Source organism: Clostridium chrysemydis, from assembly GCF_015234215.1.
In the GTDB taxonomy this organism is placed as follows: Bacteria; Bacillota; Clostridia; order Clostridiales; family Clostridiaceae; genus Clostridium; species Clostridium chrysemydis.
Genome location: NZ_JADEKP010000004.1, coordinates 126,557 through 149,611, shown reverse-complemented (window position 1 = coordinate 149,611; position 23,055 = coordinate 126,557). Strand labels below are relative to the sequence as shown.

Below are 23,055 nucleotides of genomic sequence, written 5' to 3'. Positions count from 1 at the left end.
TCTAATTATCACTTCTTAAATAACTGCACAAATACTCTATAACTTCTCTTAATCTATATAGTTCACTCTCCTTATTTCTATCTCTCCAAACCTTCATATAATCATAAAACCACTCTTCAAACTTTAAGGCTAATTCTTTTTTATCACTACTATCTTGTTTAATTTTTATAAAGAATTCATTTATCAATACTACACCTCTTGAAGAAATAATAAATTCTTGCATATCCCTTTTACTTGAAACTTCAGATGCTAAATCTTGAATTTCTTCGCTTATTAGCTTAGAAATTTTAAAGTCTTCTTTTAAAATATCTATATCAGTATTTACTATTTCATTGTTGAATTCTTTAAATCTTACTATTTCTTCAAAACTTACCTTTTGACATTTTGAAAGCGTCTCTAAAAGCTTTACTAAGGTTTCAGTTTTGTCTCCAAACTCTATTAAAGATATTTCCTCATAGAATTTATCAAACTCCCTATCTACACTCGGGTTCCAAGCTAAGCTTCCCCCATAGGCAAGTCCTACTATAGAATTTGCAAAAAGGTTAATATGACCAAAATCTCCCCAGTCTGTATTTAATATTCCTATCCCTTTGTATTTTTTAGAGTAACTTACCATTTTATAAATATTTTCTAAGCTGTTATCTATTAAATTCATAAGTTTATTCCAGCCACAAACTCCAGGGCATAAATAAAGTTCTCTATTACTCTCTGCTATAACCTTTGTACTATCTTCTGTAGCATCCTTTGAATAGTTCCAATTCAAACAAACTACATCTTCTGGTATTTCACTTAAAAGCTCTTTGTGATTTACTATAACATCACCCCAAAACAAGACTTTTTTATTATGCTTTTTAACTATATCTATAACTTTATTTAAAAAGTCAACGTATAGCCTTCCTTCTTCAATATTACTAGCTAGATCCTTGCTTCTTCCTTTTCCTAAATCAAAAGTTTCATCACAGCAGATATTAAACCTATCTGATGTAAAAAGCGTAATGAATTCTTCTATCATATTTTTAACTAATTCTATGCTCTCTTCATTACTTACGTTTAAAGTGTGATGAGCCATCCTCTCAAAAAACGAAAATTCGTCTGTATTTTTATTCTCTAGTTCACATAACTTTTCATATGTCTTTGTTCTTAAAACCTCGTAAAGGTGTCCAAATGTTGCAAGTGCTGGAACTAATTCTACATGCCTCTTTCTTGCATAGCTATCTAAAAGTAAAATTTCTTCAGGAGTTATAGGATCTTTGTTTAACCAAACTTCACTCATCCCATTAAAGGCAAAGCTATGCTCTATATAAAGCTGGATTTGATTTATTTTATAAAAGGCTGCTTTATCTATAAGTTCTTTAAGTGTTTGGAGCTTTGGAACCTTTCCTCTAGTAACGTCATGAAAATACCCTCTATTTTTAAAATAAGGCTCATCAAAAATCTCTAAGCATTTTAAGAAAGTTCCATCTCTTCTTATAAGCTGAATTAGCGTTTGAACTCCATAAAATACACCGCTTCCGCCCTTTCCTATAATCTTTATCTTTTCTTCCTCTACAATTAACTTATAGCTTTCATCTTTTAAAGAGTCATCCCTTATTAAAACTATTGAACTATCCAACTCCTTAAAGCTTTTTCTAATGCTTAACTTAAATCCAAAGCTTTCTAATATTTCTTTTTGAAGAAGAATTGCAGAATCTAACTCTTCAAAGCTAGAATTAGAACTTATAATTATATCCATACCCCTTCTAATCTTAAAATCCCCTTTAGACTCTTTATAACTTTTAGGTTTTGGTATTAAATACATAATTTTTTATCTCCCTTCTTTTATATATAAAGAGAAGTATTTACTATGTTTGTAGTAAATACTTCTAGAAAATTTAACTATATTATTTTAATTTAAATTTGAATGTTTTGATTTCGTAAGGTTTTATAGTAAATGTAATCTTGTTTTTAGAAGGAGTAATCTCTTCTAAATCTCTTTCAAGTAAGTTACATTCAAAAATTTCTTCTATATCTTTAAAGAACTCTAGGTTTACGTTTGTTCTCTTGTTATTGAATTCATACATTCTGATAATTAAGTGGTCTGAATCCTCAGCTTTTTTGATTACTTCTATCATAACGTTGTCTTTATCAACTTTAGCTAAGCTTAATTTGCTTTCTAATTTTCCTTCATGCGCTTCTTCAACTTTTGCAAATAAAGGTGTGTTTAACTCGTATGCTTTGTTAGTTGTTTTAGCTTCTTTAAATGTTCCTTCGTGTGCATAAAGTGAGTAAGTGAAGAAGTGCTCTTCTTTATCAGCATCTGGGTTTGGATCGCAAGATGATTTTAATAATGTTAATCTCATATTTCCATCTTTTATATCGTGACCGTATTTTGAGTTATTTAAAAGTGAAACTCCAAAATCTCCTTCTGATAAATCTACCCATTTGTGTCCACAAACTTCAAAGCTTGCAACATCCCATGAAGTGTTGTTGTGAGTAGGTCTAGTTACGTTTCCATATTGAATTTCAAAAGTAGCTTCTTTAGTGTTTATATCAACTGGGAATGCAGCCTTAACTACTATGTCTTTTTCTTTCCAATCTACGTAAGTATCAAAATCTACTCTTTCTAAATCGTTATAGATATATACTTTTTGGATTATTGTAGATTCTAAGAACTTTCTCTCTATCTTTAAAGTGCTTCTAACAGGACCTTTTTCTATAACTTCTATACTTTGAACGTCATCTATCTTCCACATCTTTTCTTTAAAGTAGATATCTATATCCCAGTTATCAAAGCACATTGGCTTATCTTCAAAAGCTTGGATCTCGTTTAAAACTTCAGAAGGCTTTAAGATTTCTCTGTTAGCTTTTTTATTTATAAATGATTTTATTTGTCCTTTTTCATCAAACTTTATTTTGAAGAATTTATTTTCTGCAAAGTCTTTTGAAAGTTCTACATCTTCTGTCGCGTTCTTAGTCTTTTCTATTATCTTAAATGATTTGTGTCCGTTTGCTGGTATTCCTTTTGCAAAGAATATAGCTTTATTTCCTTCTATCTTTTGACAAATTAATTCTTCTAAATCTTCATCTAAAACTGCAGGGTTTTCTATATCTTCTGGAATATCAAATGTTGCTATATCATCTCTTTCAAAACCTAAAGTATTTGATACTACAACGCTTCTGTCTTTTAAGTCTATATTTCTTGCGATATTTCCTAAACCTTCCCCTACTAACTCTTTTCCGTCTTCTATTAATTTTTTATATTCAACTTCAGTTACATCATAAACTTCTTTTATAGATGAACCTGGGATTATATCGTGGAATTGATTTAATAATATAGTTTCCCAAGAATCTTTTATGCATTTATAAGGGTACGCTCCTCCAAGTAACATTGACATAGAGTTTAATTTTTCTGCTGCTGTAAATACATTTTCACAGATTCTATTGTCTCTCTTATTTCTAGCCATTGAAGTGTAAGTTCCTCTGTGGTACTCAAGGTATAACTCTCCTACCCACTTTGGTAACTTCTTATTTCCTGAAACTTTTTCTTCTAATCTTTTGAAGTAATCTAAAGATGTACCCATCTTTACTCTTGGCGCACCTGGAATTCCTTTTGCAAGTCTTCTTCCGTTTTCAAGCATTTCTAAAGTAGCTCCGCCGCCACCGTCTCCCCATCCAAAAGAAACTAATACATCGTTATTTATATTTTTGTTTTGATATCTTCTCCAAGCACCCATTATTGCGTCCGGTTGGATATGTCCGTTATAAGTTGTAAAGTGTGACTCTTTTTCTTGTCCTGGTCCTGTAGTTGTTATAAAGTGAGTTAATACTTCTGAACCATCAATCCCTCTCCACATAAATGTGTCGTTTGGAATTTTATTAAATTGGTTCCAAGCTATCTTAGTTGTCATAAAATAATCTACATCTGATTTTTTTAAGATTTGAGGAAGTGCAGCTGAATATCCAAATACATCTGGTAACCATAAAATCTTATTATCTACATTAAACTCTTCTTTAAAGAATCTTTTCCCGTGTAATATTTGTCTTACTAATGACTCACCTGAAGTTACGTTACAGTCAGCTTCAAGCCACATAGCACCTTCTGGTTCCCAAACTCCTTCTTTAACCTTTTCTTTAACCTTCTCATAAATCCCTGGGTGGTCTTCTTTTAGGAATTTATATAATTGAGGTTGGCTTGACATAAAGATATATTCTGGGTATTCTTCCATAAGCTTTAAGACAGTTGAGAAACTTCTAGCAACCTTTTCTCTAGTTTGAGCTACTGTCCAAAGCCAAGCTACGTCTATATGAGTGTGACCTACACAAGTTGCAACTACATCTTCGTGACCACAAAGTTCTCCATAAAACTTATCGTTTAAAAATTCGTTTGCGATTCTTACGCTTTCATCATACTCTTCTGATTTAGGTCTTCTTAAATCAATTAAGTTTATAGCATCGTTTAAAACAGTTATCATATCTATTCTATTTTTATCTTCTTTTTCTAACTCTTTGCAAACGTCAACTGGAACTTTTAAATTCCAATATAATTCTCTAGCTGGCATATCTATAACTACAAGTTTTCCGTGAAGTGTTGCCTTTTTGTCTGCAAGCATTCCAGCGTAAGCGTGTAAGTCTATTTCGTATTTCTCGTTAGCTTTTGCGTTATGAGTTAAGATTATTTCTCTGTGATTTATATCTACTCCTTGGATTTGCTCGCCATTTACATAAAGAATAAATTGAGGATTTGTAGCATCCCACCCTTCATCAAAAGTGTGGAAGTTTAAAGCTATAGTCTTTCCTTCAAAGCTTTCTGGAACTTCAACTGAGCATTTGAACCACCCGTGGCAGTCTTTTCCTCCCCAAAGATCTCCTGTTTTAAATTCTCTAAATTCACTTTCATCTACTTCTTTAATTAAATCTATATTGTGATAATTTCCATCTATATATTTATAATTCTCTAAGCATATCTCATCTCTATAAACATGCTTTGCAATTTCCCCACAAGTTTTATCAATTCTTTCTAATAAATAATACATAATTTTATCCCTTACCTTTCATAAATCAATTAGCTATATTATTTTAAATATTTATTATTCTTTTACAGCTCCAACTGTTAATCCACTTACAAAGTATTTTTGGAAGAATGGATATGCAAAAATTATAGGAAGTGTAGTGATTACAACTATCGCCATCTTTGCTGTTTCAGTTGGAAGTTTTGATGCAGCCTCCGCTGCACTTGATCCTAATGAAGATGCGTTATTTACTAAGAACTCCATGGATGTCTCTATCCTAATTAGTAAATATTGAAGTGGTATTAAACTATCTTTATCTATATAAAGCATTGCGTTAAACCAATCGTTCCAATATCCTAAAGTTAAGAATAGTGCTATAGTCGCTATAGCTGGAAGTGATATCGGAAGTATTATCTTTAAAAATAACTTAAGTTCTGATGCTCCATCTATCTTAGCTGACTCTACTATAGAGTCTGGTACTGTTGTTTTAAAGAATGTTCTTAATATTATGATGTTAAATGAGCTTACACAAATCGGAAGTATAAGAGCCCAAATAGTATTTTTTAAATCTAAGAATCTAGTAATGACCATATAAGACGCTACCATTCCCCCTGAAAATAACATCGGTATAAAGATTAGTTTTGTAAAAAACTTTCTATATGCAAATGTTTTTCTAGATAATGCGTAAGCATAAGTTGTCATAATAGCTAATCCTATTAATGTTCCAAGAATAGTAACTGTAATTGTTATTCCGTAAGACCTTAAAATTTGATCTCCTGATGTGAAGATATATCTATACGCTTCTAAGCTCCACTCGTCTGGCCAAAATCTATATCCGTTAAGTCTAAGCGACTGCTCACTTGTAAGAGATATGATAAGAACAAATATAAAAGGTAATATACAAAGTGCTGCAAGTGCTGCAAATAATATATTTAATCCAAAGTTTGTTTTCTTTGATATAGAGTTAAATTTATTTACTCCATCTCCATCACTTTGGTTTTTATTTTTACTTTTAAATATTTTTTTTAGTTTATCCATAATTTTTAAACCCCCGTTCCCTAGAAGAATGCATTTTCGTTGTCAACTTTTCTAACGATTCCATTAGTAACTAATATTAGTATTAATCCTACAAAGGATTGATATAACGCTGCAGCTGAACTCATTCCTATGTTACCAAGGTTTGTAAGCCCTCTATAAACGTAAGTATCTATAACATTTGTAACTGGATATAAAGCTCCTGAGTTTTTAGGTAATTGATAGAATAATCCAAAGTCTGATCTAAACATTCCTCCGACAGCTGTTATAAACATTATTATCATTACTGGTTTAAGTAATGGTAATGTGATGTATTTAACTTGTTGCCATTTAGTAGCACCGTCTATCATAGCTGCCTCGTAGTAAGATTTATCTATACCGCAGATAGATGCAAGGTAAACTACTGTTCCATATCCTACACCCTTCCATTGACTCATAAAGATTATTATAAATGGCCAAAACTTAGGCTCAGTGTACCAAGATACATTTTCTTTTCCTAAAGCCTCTAAGATTGTATTCATATAACCTTTGTCTGGGCTTAAGAAAGCAAATAAGCAATAACTTACTATAACCCAAGATAAGAAGTATGGTAAAAACATTGAACTTTGATAGAATTTTGATAACTTCTTATTTAATAATTCCTTTAAGAAAAGTGCTAAAGTTACTGGTAATACTATTCCTAAAATAATAAATACTATATTATAAAGGATAGTATTTCTTGTAATTAACCAAGCGTCACTACTTTGAAATAAGAACTCAAAGTTCTTAAATCCAACCCACTCACTTTTAAATAAACTTTCAAAGAACCCTCCGTGGATTCTCCACTCTTTAAATGCTATTAAAACCCCAAACATAGGTAAATATGCAAATAATACAAACCATATTGTTCCTGGTAATGTTAAAAATAATAATTCTTTATTCGCTTTTAATCTTTGAAGCCTTGAAGGCTTTTTCTTAATATTTAAATTCTTTACATTTTCCATAGATTCTCCCCCTCTTTCACTTGTAAACGTTCCCTAAGTCAATTTAAATATATCATACCCACTATTTACCTCGAAAGTTGAATAAATCTAGATTTACTGTACAAATTACATAAATGATTTTTTCACTTAAAAATTCTCTTTTAAACTCTATCTTATTTTTGTTTTAAAGGATAAAAAAAGCCTTTTAAGATACCTTTAAATATCTTAAAAAGCTTTATATTAATAATTTTTCATTTCTCTAAGAGTTGACGGGCAGATACCATAATACTTTTTAAACTTCCTGTAAAAGTAGCTAGTATCAGTATATCCTATAGCTTTTGCTATATCGTTTATTTTCATATTTGTCTCTAAAATAAGCTCTTTTGCCTTAGTATTTTTTACTTTATTTAAGTAGTCTGAAAAAGACATCCCTACTTCTTTCGTAAAAATTCTACCTAAGTAAGAACTGTTTATATTATATTGGTAAGCTAAAGTTTTAAGGCTAAGTTCCTCTGAATACCTCTCTTCTATATTGCTTACTATTTGAGAAACTACAGGACTGTATCTTTTAGTAGTAGAATACATAACGCTTATAAGTTCTTCGATTTCTGATACTAAAAAGGCTTTTATGCTATCTCTTGTACTTTCACTACAAAGCTCTACTATATTTGAACTTAAACTATCTTTTACGTATTTTTTATCTACCTTAAATTCGTCTGATATCTTATCTATAAGCATAACTACCCTTATAGATAAATCATAAATATTTTTAGGAGTTAAAGCTATATCATCGATAAGCCCTTCTAAAAACATCTTTGCCCCGCTTCCGTCTTTCTCTATTATAATCTTATTTAATCTTTCTATTTCCTTTGAAAAATTAGTTTTATAATCTTTTATATTTGTTACATCCTCTGAAGTTAAACAAATATTTGTTCCTTCTGTTAAGATATATTTTTTTAATTTGTTAGAAGAATTTAAGCTGTTTTTTAGTAGATCTATATCTTTTGTCACATCACCTACAGCTATAAAAACATCTCCTTCTATCTTTTCTATAAGCTTGTCCTTTATAAAATTAAAGTACTTTGAAACATCTTCATTTTTGACATCTAAATCCCATGAATTTATAAGGATAGTCTGTCCGTCAAACTTATGAAGAAGTTCGTAAGTTTTGTCGCTATATTCTTCTATTATTTCATCTATATTTATATATCTTCCATCTTCATTTTTCTTGTTTAAAATTATGCTACTAACTGTATAGCTCTTGCCACTTAAAGGAATATTTAATTCCTCTTCAATTTTAAAAATCTCTTCTTTATTTATTTTCCCGTTTATAAATTGAAGTAATTTTGTGTTTTTATATAAAACATCCTTCTTTTCTTTTTTGCTCTTTTCAATTCTAGCTAAAAGTTTTATTAATGTTTTTTCTAATTCCTCTTCGTCAATTGGCTTTAAAATATAACTATCAACCCCATACTCGATAGCCTTTTTTGCATAAGAAAATTCATCATATCCACTTAAAATTATAAAGTTTGTTTTATTATCTTTCCCTTTAACTTCCTTTATCAAATCAAGCCCTGTCATAACAGGCATATTAATATCTGTAATAACTATATGCGCCTTTTCTTCTTTAAGTTTTCTTAAAGCTTCCTCACCATTATTTGCAGTAGCTACAACCTCTAAATTTAACTTTTCCCAATCGATTAAATTCTTAAGTCCTTCTGTTATTAATTTCTCATCATCAACAAGCATAACTTTATACATAAAATTTACTCCTCTCTAAATGGAAGTTTTACAACTACCATTACCCCTTGTCCCTTATTTTTTTCAAATCCTATACCATATTCTTCTCCATAGGCTATAACTATTCTTTCGTTAGCGTTTGTAAGTCCTATAGATTTCCCTTTGTAAGTTCTATTTCTTAAACTATTATTTAGTTCTTCAAGCTTCTCATCGCTTATCCCATTCCCATTATCTATAACAGATATTAAAATATTTTCCCCATATCTTTTAATCTCTATCCTAAGTAAATTATCTTCTCTATCTAGCCTTATCCCGTGTACGAAATAATTTTCTATAATAGGCTGAAGAGTAAATTTTACTATCTCATTATTTAAAACTTCTTCATCACAATCTATCTTAAAATCAAAACTATCCTCATATCTAAATTTAAATATCTCAATATATTTAGTGCAGTATTCAAGTTCATCTTTTAAAAGAATTACACTCTTATCTTTTACTTGCTTTCTAAATAAAAATGCTAAAGTATAAAGCATCTTAGAGACCTCTCTATCACCATTACAGATAGCTTTCATCCTTATACCTTCTAAAGTGTTATATAGAAAGTGCGGATTTATTTGGTTTTGAAGTGCTACCATCTCAGCCTTTTTTTGATTAAGCTCAGCTCTATAGCTCTTTTCTATGTTTTCATTTAGCTCGGTACACATATCATTAAAGTTTTCTGATATATATTTAATTTCATCATTTTCATCTTTTGAACTAATCGGTATTTCTACATCTAGCTTTCCGCTTTTAACGCTTTCCATAGCGATTAATATCTTATCTGTTCTATCACTAAACTTTCTTAATTTTGAAATTACTATTCCTATAGAAACAACAAGTAATATAATATCTACTATTACAAGTGAGTGTATGTATTGAATTGGAATCTTTACTCCACTTTTTTTAAATTTAGAAACTATAAGTAAATCACTGTTTCCTTTAGTCTTGCTTATATAATATTTTTGTTCTAAATTAATAATATCTTTACTTTCTTCTATCTTTTCAAAATACTCATAAGGCTCGTACTTATACTCTCCTTTTGAGTTATATACTGAATTTCCACTCGGGTCTAAAATCAAAATATCATGCTCACCATTATATTTTTTCATAACTTTATCTATTTCATTTAAGTTGTAAGTTAGTACTATAGAGCCTCTATCTTTTAAATTTCTAGAATCCCTTATCTTTCTAACAAAGCTTATAGTATTTTTATCAAAATAAGCATCTGATAATTTGTCGCTATTATTTTTTAATAGCTTAGGTAACTTTTCTACTGAAATTTGATTTCTTCTATTAAACTTTCTAACTTCTTCTTTACCATAACTTATAAATGATATAGTTTCTAAATTCTCATTTGAAGTAAATGCATTCATCGTAAAGAATTCTATTCCCCTATAGAAATGTTCTTCACTTTCTGAAAATTTATTAAGCTTATCTTTTGAATAAGTAACTAAATCAGTATTTAAAAAGTGAATAATATCATTAAGTACAAATGAATCGTTATACATCATCTTAGTTATAAAATTAGTTGAATTCACAATTTTATTTAGCTCATCATTAACATCATAAGTCACCTTTTCGTTAATATATAGTTTGCTTTGCATCATACTTCTCTTAACTCTATCTATAAAAAATATATCTAAAGCTCCTACAAGTACAATAATCACACCCATGTAGATTAAAAATAATCTTTTGTAAATCATTGATTTTTTCATATTTAATTAAACTCCCCGTCCCTTTATTCCCTTACCACCTTTATTTAACCATAACGAGCCTGATGTTAAAAGATTTTTTTATGGGAAATATTATATTTTTAGTGTATTTATTCTAACTTTATGTATAAAAAGTTCATTAAAGTTTGAATTATAACTTATACTATAGTTATTAAAAAGTAAACATTTTCAAAGCGAGGGGATAATTTATGCAAGAGATATTTAATTTAGATAAAATATTTGATACTTTCAATTATATTTTTTGGTTCTTTATACTTAATTTATTTTTTATGATTTTTAATATACCTGTTGTATTATTTTTCATATTTGTTGGAATAAGCAACATGTTTAACTACTTTCCATTATTTTTACTTTGTTTAATTCCAGCTGCACCAGCTTTTACTGCACTTTTATATTGCATGAGAAGACTTGTATTTAGTAAAGATTTAGAACCTTTTTCTGACTTTAAAAAAGGAATAAAACTTAACTTTATTCCATCTTTAAAGATTTGGATACCAGAGCTTTTAATAATACTAGCTCTTTATTCAAACATTCAGTTCTTTACTTCAATTTATAAGAGCATAATTTTAGTTTGTATTTTTTCTGCAATCTTAATTTTAGTTTTTGCAGCTACTCCTTATATCTATATCTTAATTAGTAGGTTTTCTATGAAACCTTTAGATATTTTAAGGACTTCATTTATACTAACTTTCACTAGACCGATAATCACTATAACAAACATACTACTTTTTGTTGTTGCACTTATCTTATTTGAGATTTCACCTGCAACTATGTCTTTATTTATAATAAGCATTTTTGCTTTTGCAATAATATTTTTTAATAGAGCTTTAATTCATGAATTAGAACAGATTTCAAAAAATAATAGTTAACATAAAACTTTGGAGGTACTTATGAACGAGACAAACACTAAACTTACAAATATAAAAGAAACTATAAGAAATATAGGAAAAGATATATCATCAAATATTAAAGATGAAAAGCTTAAAAACATATTCTATAACTGCTTTATAAATACTATAGAAACTACTGTAAGTATTGAAAAAGACGACACATTCGTAATAACTGGGGATATTCCTGCAATGTGGCTTAGAGATTCAACTTCTCAAATAGAGCATTACCTTCCTTTTGTAAAAGATAATGACTGCTTAAAAGAACTTTTTACAGGCCTTATAAATAGACAAATGGATTGTATATTGATAGACCCTTATGCGAATGCTTTTAATAAAGAGCCTAATGGTCAAAAGTGGGACAACGATATAACAAAAGACAGCCCTTGGGTTTGGGAAAGAAAATACGAGATAGATTCTCTTTGCTACCCTATACGTTTAATATATAAATACTACAAAGAATCAAATGATTCATCATTTTTTAATGACAAAATAAAAAAGGTTTTAAATATGATAATAGACCTTTGGATAGTAGAACAAGATCACTCTAAAAAGTCTGATTACTCTTTCCAAAGATTAAACTGCTCTAAAACAGATACTCTTTGTAATAACGGACTTGGAACTCCTGTTTCTTATACTGGTATGACTTGGTCTGGGTTTAGACCTAGCGACGATGCTTGTGAGTTTGGCTACTTAGTTCCAGCTAATATGTTCGCTTCTGTAGCTTTAAGCTACGTTGAAGAAATAGCAAAAGAAATCTACAAAGACGAAACTTTAGAAACCCGCGCTAAAAAGCTAAGGTCTGAAATTTTAAAAGGAATAAAAGAATACGGCGTAGTTAAAAATGAAGAGTTTTCTGATATTTACGCTTACGAAGTAGATGGCTTAGGTAATCATAACTTTATGGATGATGCTAACGTTCCAAGCCTTTTATCAATTCCTTATATAGAATTTGAAGATTCAAATAGTGAGCTTTATAAAAACACTAGAAAGTTTATATTAAGCAAAAATAATCCTTTTTATTACGAAGGAAAAGTAGCTAAAGGAATCGGAAGTCCTCATACACCAGAGAGATATATCTGGCATATAGCTTTATCTATGCAAGGAATTACAAGTAATGATGAAAAAGAAATAAAAGATTTAATAAATACTCTTATTTCTACTGATGCAGGTACAGGCTTTATGCATGAAGGTTTTAATGTAGACAACCCGAGTGAATTTACTCGTGATTGGTTTGCTTGGTCAAACTCTCTATTTGCACATTTTATATACGAAACATTAATAGTTAAAAAAATAGAACTTTAAAATAAAAGAGGAATGCAATTTTTGCATTCCTCTTTAAATTTATTTTATAAATACAAACTCAGTTTGAGGTTCCTCTAAACCTTTATTTAAGTATTCGATATTTATTTCTTCACCTTCAATATTAATATTAAAAAGGTTGTACTTACCTTTTTTATAATCTAAAGTCTCTCCGTCATCAAAGTAATAAAAACCTTTAGAGTTTTCTCCATAAACCTTAAAAGTTACTTTGCTTGGTCTTTTTTCTGTAGTAGTGTACTTTTCTAAAAAGACTGGTATTATGCTACCTTCTCGAACGAAGACTAAAATTTCGTCTAAATCACATTTAAACTTATATCTCTTATTTCCCTCAAACTTTTCATTTGTAAAGTAATTATACCAATTACCTTTAGGTAAATATACTACTTTACTTCTTTCACCTTTCACTAAAACTGGTGAGACTAATATGCTATCTCCTAGCATAAACTCTTCTTTTAAATTATAAACATTTATATCATCTTTATATTCCATAACTAAAGGTCTAAAGACAGGTAATCCCTCTTTATGTGATTCAAAAAATAAGTTATAAATATAAGGCATAAGTTCGTATCTTAGATTTATAAATTTTTTAGATATATCTAAAGCTCTCTTTCCAAAAGCCCAAGGTTCTTGACGCCTTGTGTACATATTAGAGTGATTTCTAAAGATAGGTAAAAACGCTCCTATCTCCATCCACCTTATAAATAACTCTTCCTCACAATCTAACCCAAATCCCCCTACATCATTAGATGCAAAAGAAAAACCACTTATCCCTAAGTTAGAATTCATAACTATAGACATCCTCATCTGACTCCAAAGGCTCATATTATCCCCAGTCCAAACTGAAGAGTATCTCTGCCCCCCTGAGAATGTTGCTCGAGTCATAGAAAATCCACGCTTGTTATTATCTAATTCTCTTTGAGCTTCAAAAGAACACCTACTCATTTCAAATCCGTATCTATTATGAAACTCCTTATGTTCTATAACTCCAAAGTCACTGTTATGAATGCAGCTATCAAGCATAGTTTTGTGATCGTTATTAAAGACGCAAGGTTCGTTCATATCGTTCCAAATCCCAGCTATATCATTTTCACTAATAAACTTTTTAAGGTTTTCTTTCCACCAAGTTCTGCATTTTTCGTTAGAGAAATCAGGGAAAACGCTGTCTCCAGGCCAAACTGCACCAACAAAAGTTTCCCCGTCTGATTTTTTAGTAAAATGATTTAGAAGTTTTCCACTTTTATAGATATCATAATTTTCATCAACCTTTACTCCAGGGTCTAATATAGTTATAGTTTTAATCCCCCTATCCTTTAGATCTTTTATAAGTTTTTTTGCATTTTCAAAGTTTGGAGTTTTAAAAGTCATAACTCTAAAACCATCCATATAATCTATATCTAAATAAATAACATCTAAAGGAATTTCATTTTCTTTAAAAGTATTAACTAAATCATAAACCTCTTCTTTAGAAAAATAACTAAATCTATTTTGCTGATATCCTAAGCTCCAAAGAGGAGGCATATCCATCTTTCCTGTAAGGCTTGTATACTCTTTTACTACATCTTTAATATCTTCTCCTAAGATAAAATAATATCTTATCTGCCCCCCAGTAGCTCCAAAATAAATCCTATCTCCATACTCTTTTCCCATATCATAATAACTTCTAAAGCTATTATCAAAATAAATACCGTGACAGTTATTTTCTTTAAGTCCTACGTAAAAAGGAATAGTTTTATAATACATAACTGAGTCATCTGTAGTTTCAGGGTCGTCAGTATTATAATTTTCTGTATAAGTTCCTTTTTTGTTAAGTTCCCCACCTTTTTCACCTAAACCGTAGTAAGCAAGGGAATCATTAACCTTTGAAATATATATATTTCCTTCTTCATCCTTAAAAGAAGGCTGAAAATCCTCACAGATTATGTTGTTATTCACATCTAAAAAGGTGATTTCTGTGGATAATTTGTTCACTTCTGTGACTAACTTTTCTCCTTTAATAATTATTTTATCATTTGTCTCTTCTACTTTAATTATTTCTCTTTTTGAAGAATCTAATATAACAGCATTAGTTAAAATCTCCTCTTCATTTCTTTCACCTAAAAACACCTTAACTATAGAATTATTTATATATTCTACAGTTAATTCTTTTTCATTAAACCTTAAGGTAACTTTGTTATTTAAAGCTTCATACCCTTCAAATATTCTAAGTTCCCCTTTATATTTTTTATACCTTTTATCTAGAGTTTCTCTATAGTTTAACCCACACATAACACTTCTCCTTTTAACTAAATTATAAGCTTATTCTAGCACCTAAACCTCTCACTTTCACTCACTTTAAAAGGGTATCTACACTTTATCCACTATAAATATAATTATTGCATTTTCCTTATTTCTATTTGTAATCAAATTATTTTATATTAACTATATTTCGTCAGAATACAATGAAATTTTATATCCAATATCAGCTTTAATAACATTTTTTAAATTCTTCCCTAATCGCTCAATAGCTCCTAAATCTCCTTCTACATAATAGCAACACCTATGGGATCTATCCTTTATATCTTCAACCTCTATATCGACTTCAATTTTCATCTTCCCAAAATCATCTACTTTTAGAACTTTCATAGAAAATGCTGGGGTATAATTTCCCTTCTTCTTACCAAATTCAACATAACAATCATAATCATAAGATTTAGAATATTTATTAATTTTTTCTGCTATTTCCTCTAAGTCCTCATCTGCAATGTAACAGTTTTGGTAAGCCGTCACAAATTCAGATATAGCAGTAATTTTTAATTCAGTCACCCCAGAATCTTCCCACACTTTTTCAAAAATAATATTATTCATAACGTTATCTCCTTTATTACTACTTGAATTCTCTAATATTAATTTTATTTTAGACTATCTATATAACGTTAGCTACATTTAAGATCTATTTGAAGATATACTGTATCTGATAGATCATAAATTACTATTTACAAAATAGGTAAATATTTAAAGTTTTATTTAGGTTTATTTTTTATAAAAATCTGATATGATATAGATAATAAAAAAGAAGAGTGCTGTAACACTCTTCTTTAACAATTCTAGTTGTTTAGGCAACTGGTATCACTATAATTTAAATAATAAAAATAGTAGCTTCCAAATTGCGTACGGGGCTACTATTTTTTTGAGATTTTTTCTATAAGCAACACTAAAAGTGACACTTAAAATCTTTGATTTTTATTAGTGGAACTTTCATCTAGGAATGTATATGAGTAGATGTTTCATATCTATAGACTGTATATAAAAATAAAGGCTACTAAAACTAAAGTTTTAGTAGCCTTATCTTCACTCATTATAAAAATCTGTAGTACTTTCCTTGCTTTTCTAAGTTGTTTAATAAATGCTTTATCTCTTGGTCTTTATTTCTATCCATAACAAGAATAACATCTCCTGCATCTACAACAACGATATCTTTAATGCCGAGCCCTATAATCAGATTCTTGTTTCCAAAAACTGAACAGTTCTCACACTCTTCAAGATATACATTATTTGAAACTGCGTTATTACTCTCCTTTTTATTGTCTAAAAATCTACTTAAAGCTGAGAAGCTTCCTATATCATCCCAGTCAAAGTCACATTGAATTACGCAAGCTTTTCTAGTTTTTTGCATAATTCCAAAGTCTATAGATATACCGTTTATCTTTCTATATTCCTCTTCTATAACTTCATCCTGATCCTCTTCCCCTATGTGTTTATATATTTCCATAAGAGATTTGTACATATCAGGTAGATATTTTCCTATTTCTCTTAATATAACATCAGCTCTAAATATAAACATTCCTGAATTCCATAGATAAGTTCCCTTATAAATGAAATCTTTTGCCACATCTGTGTTTGGCTTTTCAGTGAACCTTGCAACTTTATAAGCGGCTCGAATCCCACTAACTCTATCACCCATCTCAATATACCCATACCCAGTTTCGGGTCTAGTTGGGGCTATCCCTAAGGTTACTATACATCTTCTCCTATTTGCCATATCTACGGCTTGTGATAGAGTCTCGATATAAGCTTTCTCGTTTTCTATATGATGATCTGATGGTAATACAACCATAACAGCATCATTATCTTCTTTTAAAAGACGAACTGCAGATAAGCCTATACATGTTGCAGTTTCCTTATTCATAGGCTCAGTTATAATATTATTTTCATTAATATCACTGAGATCCTCTTTGATTTGATCTTCGTAATCTTTGTTTGTTACTACATAAATGTTTTCTTTTTCAATTAAAGGAGTTATTCTTTCTACAGTATTAACAAGGAAGCTTTTCTCATTAATCACTTTTAGAAATTGCTTTGGTTTCTCTACTCTCGATAAAGGATAGAGTCTACTCCCTTTCCCTCCAGCCAAAATAAGCCCGTATATCACGTATTTTTTCAACTCCATGTAATACTACACTTTATTCTATGTTACTTTTTTGCCCTTTGTGCAAAATATTAAAATAAGAAGTCTTATTTATAAAAAAAATTCTATTAGCTAAGACTGCTAATAGAATTTTAATAAGATCACTTGATTTATTTTTCCTTTATTATATACCTATTTATATATTCTCGAATTTCTTTTAAAAGATACCTTGCTATTTCTCTTATTTCTTGTTCTTGAGTAAATAATATAGATTATAGTAGCTAAAGTTATAAAGTTTCCTAGCGTCATATAGAAAGTTCCTTTATAATCTACTATAAGCGTTCCTGATTTAACCTTTCCAAGGTCTACTCTAACGCATAAATCTTCGCTATGTTCTACTTTTCCTTTTATAGTTTTACCTTCTTTTGGGATGATTTTATAATCGTATCCGTAATAATATAAAAGAGGTAAATCTACTATAGTGTTATCATTTTCTGTTTTAAAATCAAAAGATATCTTTACTCCTTTTTTCTTGTAATTAGAGTATCTAAAAGTATTATCTTTACTTATTACTTTGTTACCTTTTTTTGCTATATCATCTTCACTAGCACCTTTAGGAAGGTACTCTGCTCCTGCCCCTATATAATCAGAATATTTAGAGGTAAAGTTATCAAAGTCTATGTTTTTTCTTTTGTAGTATTTAGTGTAAAGAAGTAAGTTACCTCCTAAAGTTATCACTAATAAAACTAAAACTAATGTTTTAGCTCTAGTTCTATCTGGAATAAGAACTCCTATACTATACCCTGATACAATCCCTAAAAGAGGTGTTGCTATAAGTCCAAACCTCCAAGCAAATTGTACATTATTTAAAATTTTAATATTTTGAAAAACCTCTTTTGCTATAGGGTTTTCTATTGTTAGTAGTAATGAACCTAATCCGATTAAGAAAATTATAAATACAAATCCATTATTTCTCTTCTTTAAAATTGCTCCTATATAAAGTAGCACTAATAAAACGAAAACAATCCCAACGAAAAATCTCGAATTTCTATTTACAGTAAAGATATCATTTAAACTAACTATATCTTCGTAAGCAAAAGGTTTTACATTCTCTAAATTAAACTTACCATGTAGAAATTGCCCTATTATAGGTATCCAAGAGTACGCCGTTAGTAAAATTGTTAAAACTGCAGCTCTCATAGAATATCCTAGCCTCTTTGGTTCTTTTATTATTTTTAATATACTAAATAAGTAAAAACACACACACATAGAAGCTATCATCATAACTGATAGTAAGTGAGTTAAAACTACAGCACTCATCCCTATAGCTAATATATAATACTTTTTATAATCTCTATATAACAGTTCGTAAACTCCTAAGATTATAATAGGAATAAATATAAAAGAGATATATTCAGCTACAGCTGATCTAAAGTAAAGGTCTGTAATTTTGTATTGTGCAAAAATATAAATAACTGATGAAAAGAATGCTATGTTTATATTTTTAAATATTTTCTTTACGCAAAAATACATAGAAAAGGTAGCTAAAAAAGTGCAAAGACTCATAAATATACCGTATGCAATTCTTAAGTCTACTCCCATAATTCTTAAGAGAGCTGGAAAATATAAAAATAAATCCGGATAAAATATCCCATTTGCATAACCAAAGCCATACAGTGATTCTGGCATTATCTGAACCGGAAACTGCCCTCCTAAAATCCCATTTTTAATATCTTCTATTCTTAAAAGGTGAAAAAATATATCGTCTCCCCTTATAATAGGTGTAATAAATAACGGAATAACTGTGATAGTAGTAAGGATTATCAAAACTAAAATAATTAATCCTTCCTTACTATTTTTCTTTTGTTCCATAGAAGTTTTCCTCCTAATTTTTGATTTTTTCTTATTTTGAAGTTCTATTTTTTATTATATCCCCACTTTCATAAATTATTTCATATTTATACCTATAATCATATAAAAGTGGTAATTAATAGTTCACCTCCTTAAACACAATTTATTTTACCAAAATAATTTATAGAGTGCATCTATGTACTATTTTTTACCTTTTAACAAATTATTGTTAATTTTATGTTATACTGATTGACATTTTCATTCAAAAAGAATATCTTAGATATATAAACATAAAACAAAATAAATATTTCTTTTTTAAAGGGGAGTAGTAAAAAATATAACGTCAACATTCTCGGCTTTTGCCTGGTGTTATATACCGTAGTGGTTACGAGACTTTTAATATAAGTATCTTTTTTAAGATATTTATATTAAAAGTCTTTTTATTTACCCTTTTTTTTAAAAATGAACTATTTAAAATAAATAATTAATTTAGGAGGAGTTTTTATGGCTAATTATTTTAATAAAAGTACAGATCAAGTTTTAAAAGAATTTAATACTTCTAAAAACGGTCTAGATAATGGCACTTTAGAAATGCATAAAGAAAAATATGGACCTAACGCATTAAACGAAAAGAAAAAGAAAAGTTTAGTTACTGTATTTTTAGAACAATTTAAAGACCTTTTAGTTATTATCCTAATTATCGCTGGAATAATTTCTATGGCAACTGGTGAAATGGAAAGTACTATAGTAATTTTTGCAGTAATTATTCTTAATGCAATACTTGGAACTGTTCAACACGTAAAGGCTGAACAATCACTTGGAAGTCTTAAAGCGCTCTCTGCGCCTCATGCAAAAGTTATGAGAAATGGAGTTAAAATTGAAATTGAATCTAAGGATATCGTCCCTGGTGATATTTTAGTTTTAGAAGCTGGAGATTTAGTTTGTGCTGACGGTAGAATTATAGAAAACTATTCTCTTCAAGTAGCTGAAAGTGCTTTGACTGGTGAGTCAGAAAGTGTTACTAAAACTTCTGATTTAATAGATAAAGACGAGGTTGCTTTAGGGGATCAAATTAATATGGTATTTTCAAGTTCACTTGTAACTTATGGACGTGCACTTGTTGTAGTTACATCTACTGGTATGAATACTGAACTTGGTAAAATCGCAACTTTAATGGAACAAACTCAAGAAAAGAAAACACCACTTCAAATAAGTATGGATGATTTCTCTAAAAAACTTGCTATTGTAATCTTAGTTATATGTGCAGTTGTTTTTGGATTAAGTGTTTATAGAAACACTCCAGTTTTAGATTCATTAATGTTTGCTGTTGCTTTAGCTGTTGCTGCAATTCCAGAAGCTTTAAGTTCAATTGTAACAATCGTACTAGCTATCGGAACTCAAAAAATGGCAAAAGAAAATGCTATTATTAAATCTTTAAAAGCTGTTGAAGGTTTAGGTTCAGTTTCAATTATCTGTTCAGATAAAACTGGTACTTTAACTCAAAACAAAATGACAACTAAAGAATTATATGTTGATTCAAAACTTATAGATTCAAAAGATTTAGATTTAAATAGTAAACCTTGCAAATATCTTTTAGATAGTGCTGTTCTTTGTAACGACTCTACTTCTATAGACGGAAAAGAAATTGGTGACCCTACAGAAGTTGCACTAGTTAACTTAGCACATCTATATAACGTAAAAGAACTTGATTTAAGAAGTAACTTTGAAAGATTAAAAGAAATTCCTTTTGATTCAGACAGAAAACTTATGAGTACCCTTCATAAGATAGATGGTAAAAACACATTATTTACAAAAGGTGCTTTTGATGTACTACTTAATAGAATAACAAATATACTAACTTCTGATGGGGTACGTCCTATAACAGAAGAAGATAAAAGAAACATAATAAATACAAACATGAAACTTTCTCAAAACGGACTTAGAGTATTAGCTTTTGCTTATAAAGAAATACCTGAAATTCGTGATTTATCATTAGAAGATGAAAATGGATATACTTTTATAGGATTAATTTCTATGATTGACCCTCCAAGAGTTGAATCTGCTGAAGCTGTTCGTGACTGTATAACAGCTGGTATAAAACCTATAATGATAACAGGAGACCACAAAATCACAGCTTCTGCTATTGCAAAACAAATAGGTATTTTACAAGATGGCGATATGGCTATAGAAGGTCTTGAACTTGATAAGATGTCAGATGAAGAATTAAATAGAAAACTTGAACACATATCAGTTTATGCTAGGGTTTCACCTGAACACAAAATAAGAATAGTTAACGCTTGGCAAAATAAGAGTAAAATCGTTGCTATGACAGGTGACGGAGTTAATGATGCTCCAGCACTTAAACAAGCTGATATAGGTATCGCTATGGGTATTACAGGAACTGAAGTTTCTAAAGATGCTGCTTCAATGATACTTACAGATGATAACTTTGCAACTATCGTAAAAGCTGTTACTAATGGAAGAAATGTATATTCTAATATTAAGAACTCAATTAAGTTCTTACTTTCAGGTAATACATCTGGAATAATCGCAGTTTTATATGCAACACTTGCTGCACTTCCAGTACCATTTCATCCTGTACACCTATTATTTATTAACCTTTTAACTGATAGTTTACCTGCTATTGCTATAGGTGTTGAAAAACCTTCTAAAGATTTATTAAAAGACAAGCCTAGAGATAGTAAGGAATCTATCTTAACAAAAGATTTCATAAAAGAAATCGCTCTTGAAGGTTTAGTAATTGCTATATTTACATTAATAGCTTTCCACATCGGATTAAATGTTGGTGGTGAAGCTGTAGGAAGTACTATGGCATTTGCAACTTTATGTTTAGCTAGATTATTCCACGGATTCAACTGTCGTGGTAAAAAATCTATATTTAAAATCGGTTTATTTACAAATAAATTTAGCTGGTATGCTTTCTTAACAGGGGCTGTACTTTTAAATGCTGTATTATTTGTACCACCACTTCAAAAATTATTTGAAGTTGCACCTTTAAACATTGGTAATATAGGCTTAATTTACTTATTAGCATTCTTACCTACAGTTATAATTCAAGGTGTTAAAGTATTCTTAGATTTCTTCCAAAAAGAAGATTCAGAAGAAGAAAAAGCTTCAATCTAATAAAAATAAAGGTGCCAAAATTTTGGCACCTTTTGTTTTTATCTATTTAATGATTCTATTATAAAATTGTAGGCAGCTCCTATAAGACCTGCATCGTTTCTGTGCTTACAGACTTCTATCTTAGAACTTATATCTTTCCACCAAGGTATTTCGTTTGCGCATCTTTCAATTTCTTTTATGAAATCTTCTCTAGCGCTAACTCCTCCACCTATTAAAATCTTCTCTGGGTTTAAAGTAGCTGAAAGATTTACAACCCCTAAAGCTATTTTTCTATACCAATTATTTATTATTTCTCTAACGTTTTGATCTTCTTTAGCTTTTTCAAATACTTCATACCCTTCAACTATATCTTTAGGATCCATATTTTTATATTTCATATAATCTAAAACTAAAGATCTTGTAGATGCGTTTGCACTTATTATAGAATCTTCTATCTTTTCTTTGTTTAAGCCTTCGCAAACCATAAAGCCAAACTCTCCAGCTCTAAAGCTATTTCCCCTAACTATCCTATCGTTTAAGTAAATACCTCCACCTATTCCAGTTCCTATAGTTACGCATATAAAATCTGAACAGTTAAGTGCATTTCCGTTAAACTTCTCTGCAAAAGCTGCGCAGTTACCGTCGTTTTCAACACTCGCTTTAAAACCAGTTTTAAGTGCTATTATATCTGTAATGCTTTTTCCTTCCATACATTTAATTGCATAACAAACTGTAGGAATACCTTTTTCAGAATCTATAAATCCAGGCATGCTAATCCCAATGCCTTCTAATTCTTGTATTTCTTTTTCTTTGTTTATTATATCTAGTATAGGCTTTAAGAATGCTTCTTCTGAAGAACAATCTGTATCAAAAGTATCTTTTTTAAGTACTCTACCTGCAGTATTTACTATCCCATACTTTACTTTTGTTCCACCTATATCAAAAGCTAATATATTTTTCATAATAATCCCCTCCACCCTTACATTACCA

General features: G+C 29.6%; 14 protein-coding genes. 3 read left to right on the top strand and 11 right to left on the bottom strand.

Features of this window, described 5'->3' with window-relative positions; all coding sequences use genetic code 11:
* Nucleotide 1: 1 nt before the first annotated feature.
* The 6 genes from INR60_RS12055 to INR60_RS12030 form a co-directional block, all read right to left on the bottom strand.
* Nucleotides 2-1,798 carry a beta-N-acetylhexosaminidase gene (locus INR60_RS12055; protein ID WP_194191788.1) on the bottom strand — a complete coding sequence of 599 codons (1,797 nt, stop codon included), beginning with the start codon at nt 1,796-1,798 and terminating at the stop codon, nt 2-4.
* 82 nt (nt 1,799-1,880) lie between these two features.
* Nucleotides 1,881-5,012 (bottom strand): alpha-mannosidase, encoded by a 3,132-nt coding sequence (locus tag INR60_RS12050; RefSeq protein ID WP_194191787.1) that lies wholly within the window; start codon nt 5,010-5,012, stop codon nt 1,881-1,883.
* A gap of 54 nt (nt 5,013-5,066) precedes the next feature.
* Nucleotides 5,067-6,026, bottom strand: coding sequence for a carbohydrate ABC transporter permease (locus INR60_RS12045; protein ID WP_194191786.1), 960 nt, complete (start codon nt 6,024-6,026; stop codon nt 5,067-5,069).
* 20 nt (nt 6,027-6,046) lie between these two features.
* A complete protein-coding gene (locus tag INR60_RS12040; RefSeq protein WP_194191785.1) occupies nt 6,047-7,006 on the bottom strand; it encodes an ABC transporter permease in 960 nt (319 codons plus the stop codon).
* Between the two features lie 219 nt (nt 7,007-7,225).
* On the bottom strand, nt 7,226-8,746 hold the full coding sequence (locus tag INR60_RS12035) for a response regulator transcription factor (protein WP_194191784.1): 1,521 nt from the start codon (nt 8,744-8,746) through the stop codon (nt 7,226-7,228).
* A 5-nt stretch (nt 8,747-8,751) separates the two neighbouring features.
* Nucleotides 8,752-10,479 (bottom strand): sensor histidine kinase, encoded by a 1,728-nt coding sequence (locus INR60_RS12030; RefSeq protein WP_194191783.1) that lies wholly within the window; start codon nt 10,477-10,479, stop codon nt 8,752-8,754.
* 206 nt (nt 10,480-10,685) lie between these two features.
* Between INR60_RS12030 and INR60_RS12025 the strand changes: the two genes are divergently transcribed.
* Together INR60_RS12025 and INR60_RS12020 are read left to right on the top strand one after the other, a co-directional pair.
* Entirely contained in the window at nt 10,686-11,366 is a 681-nt protein-coding gene (locus INR60_RS12025) for a DUF624 domain-containing protein (protein ID WP_194191782.1), read from the top strand.
* A gap of 21 nt (nt 11,367-11,387) precedes the next feature.
* Nucleotides 11,388-12,689: a glycoside hydrolase family 125 protein gene (locus INR60_RS12020; RefSeq protein WP_194191781.1), complete on the top strand. Its 1,302-nt coding sequence runs from the start codon at nt 11,388-11,390 to the stop codon at nt 12,687-12,689.
* Between the two features lie 39 nt (nt 12,690-12,728).
* Here INR60_RS12020 and INR60_RS12015 read toward each other — a convergent pair whose 3' ends face one another.
* From INR60_RS12015 to INR60_RS12000, 4 genes are all read right to left on the bottom strand, one after another.
* Nucleotides 12,729-14,972 carry a glycoside hydrolase family 31 protein gene (locus INR60_RS12015; RefSeq protein WP_194191780.1) on the bottom strand — a complete coding sequence of 748 codons (2,244 nt, stop codon included), beginning with the start codon at nt 14,970-14,972 and terminating at the stop codon, nt 12,729-12,731.
* A 153-nt stretch (nt 14,973-15,125) separates the two neighbouring features.
* Nucleotides 15,126-15,551, bottom strand: a complete 426-nt coding sequence (locus tag INR60_RS12010) for a hypothetical protein (RefSeq protein WP_194191779.1) — start codon at nt 15,549-15,551, stop codon at nt 15,126-15,128.
* Nucleotides 15,552-16,041: 490 nt separating this feature from the next.
* Nucleotides 16,042-17,115, bottom strand: coding sequence for a mannose-1-phosphate guanylyltransferase (locus tag INR60_RS12005; RefSeq protein ID WP_194191778.1), 1,074 nt, complete (start codon nt 17,113-17,115; stop codon nt 16,042-16,044).
* 168 nt (nt 17,116-17,283) lie between these two features.
* Nucleotides 17,284-18,963, bottom strand: a complete 1,680-nt coding sequence (locus INR60_RS12000) for a 6-pyruvoyl-tetrahydropterin synthase-related protein (protein WP_194191777.1) — start codon at nt 18,961-18,963, stop codon at nt 17,284-17,286.
* Nucleotides 18,964-19,446: 483 nt separating this feature from the next.
* Between INR60_RS12000 and INR60_RS11995 the strand changes: the two genes are divergently transcribed.
* Nucleotides 19,447-22,086 carry a cation-translocating P-type ATPase gene (locus INR60_RS11995; RefSeq protein WP_194191776.1) on the top strand — a complete coding sequence of 880 codons (2,640 nt, stop codon included), beginning with the start codon at nt 19,447-19,449 and terminating at the stop codon, nt 22,084-22,086.
* A 38-nt stretch (nt 22,087-22,124) separates the two neighbouring features.
* Here the strand turns inward: INR60_RS11995 and INR60_RS11990 are convergent, their stop codons facing one another.
* Nucleotides 22,125-23,027 carry an ROK family protein gene (locus INR60_RS11990; protein ID WP_194191775.1) on the bottom strand — a complete coding sequence of 301 codons (903 nt, stop codon included), beginning with the start codon at nt 23,025-23,027 and terminating at the stop codon, nt 22,125-22,127.
* Between the last annotated feature and the right edge of the window lie 28 nt (nt 23,028-23,055).

Excerpts from the sequence above, each read along its gene's own strand:
- INR60_RS11990 (WP_194191775.1), bottom strand. The coding sequence starts at position 23,027 with ATGAAAAATATATTAGCTTTTGATATAGGTGGAACAAAAGTAAAGTAT.
- INR60_RS12030 (WP_194191783.1), bottom strand. The coding sequence starts at position 10,479 with ATGAAAAAATCAATGATTTACAAAAGATTATTTTTAATCTACATGGGT.
- INR60_RS12025 (WP_194191782.1), top strand. The coding sequence starts at position 10,686 with ATGCAAGAGATATTTAATTTAGATAAAATATTTGATACTTTCAATTAT.
- INR60_RS12010 (WP_194191779.1), bottom strand. The coding sequence starts at position 15,551 with ATGAATAATATTATTTTTGAAAAAGTGTGGGAAGATTCTGGGGTGACT.
- INR60_RS12045 (WP_194191786.1), bottom strand. The coding sequence starts at position 6,026 with ATGGATAAACTAAAAAAAATATTTAAAAGTAAAAATAAAAACCAAAGT.
- INR60_RS12000 (WP_194191777.1), bottom strand. The coding sequence starts at position 18,963 with ATGGAACAAAAGAAAAATAGTAAGGAAGGATTAATTATTTTAGTTTTG.
- INR60_RS12050 (WP_194191787.1), bottom strand. The coding sequence starts at position 5,012 with ATGTATTATTTATTAGAAAGAATTGATAAAACTTGTGGGGAAATTGCA.
- INR60_RS11995 (WP_194191776.1), top strand. The coding sequence starts at position 19,447 with ATGGCTAATTATTTTAATAAAAGTACAGATCAAGTTTTAAAAGAATTT.
- INR60_RS12055 (WP_194191788.1), bottom strand. The coding sequence starts at position 1,798 with ATGTATTTAATACCAAAACCTAAAAGTTATAAAGAGTCTAAAGGGGAT.
- INR60_RS12035 (WP_194191784.1), bottom strand. The coding sequence starts at position 8,746 with ATGTATAAAGTTATGCTTGTTGATGATGAGAAATTAATAACAGAAGGA.
- INR60_RS12020 (WP_194191781.1), top strand. The coding sequence starts at position 11,388 with ATGAACGAGACAAACACTAAACTTACAAATATAAAAGAAACTATAAGA.
- INR60_RS12015 (WP_194191780.1), bottom strand. The coding sequence starts at position 14,972 with ATGTGTGGGTTAAACTATAGAGAAACTCTAGATAAAAGGTATAAAAAA.
- INR60_RS12040 (WP_194191785.1), bottom strand. The coding sequence starts at position 7,006 with ATGGAAAATGTAAAGAATTTAAATATTAAGAAAAAGCCTTCAAGGCTT.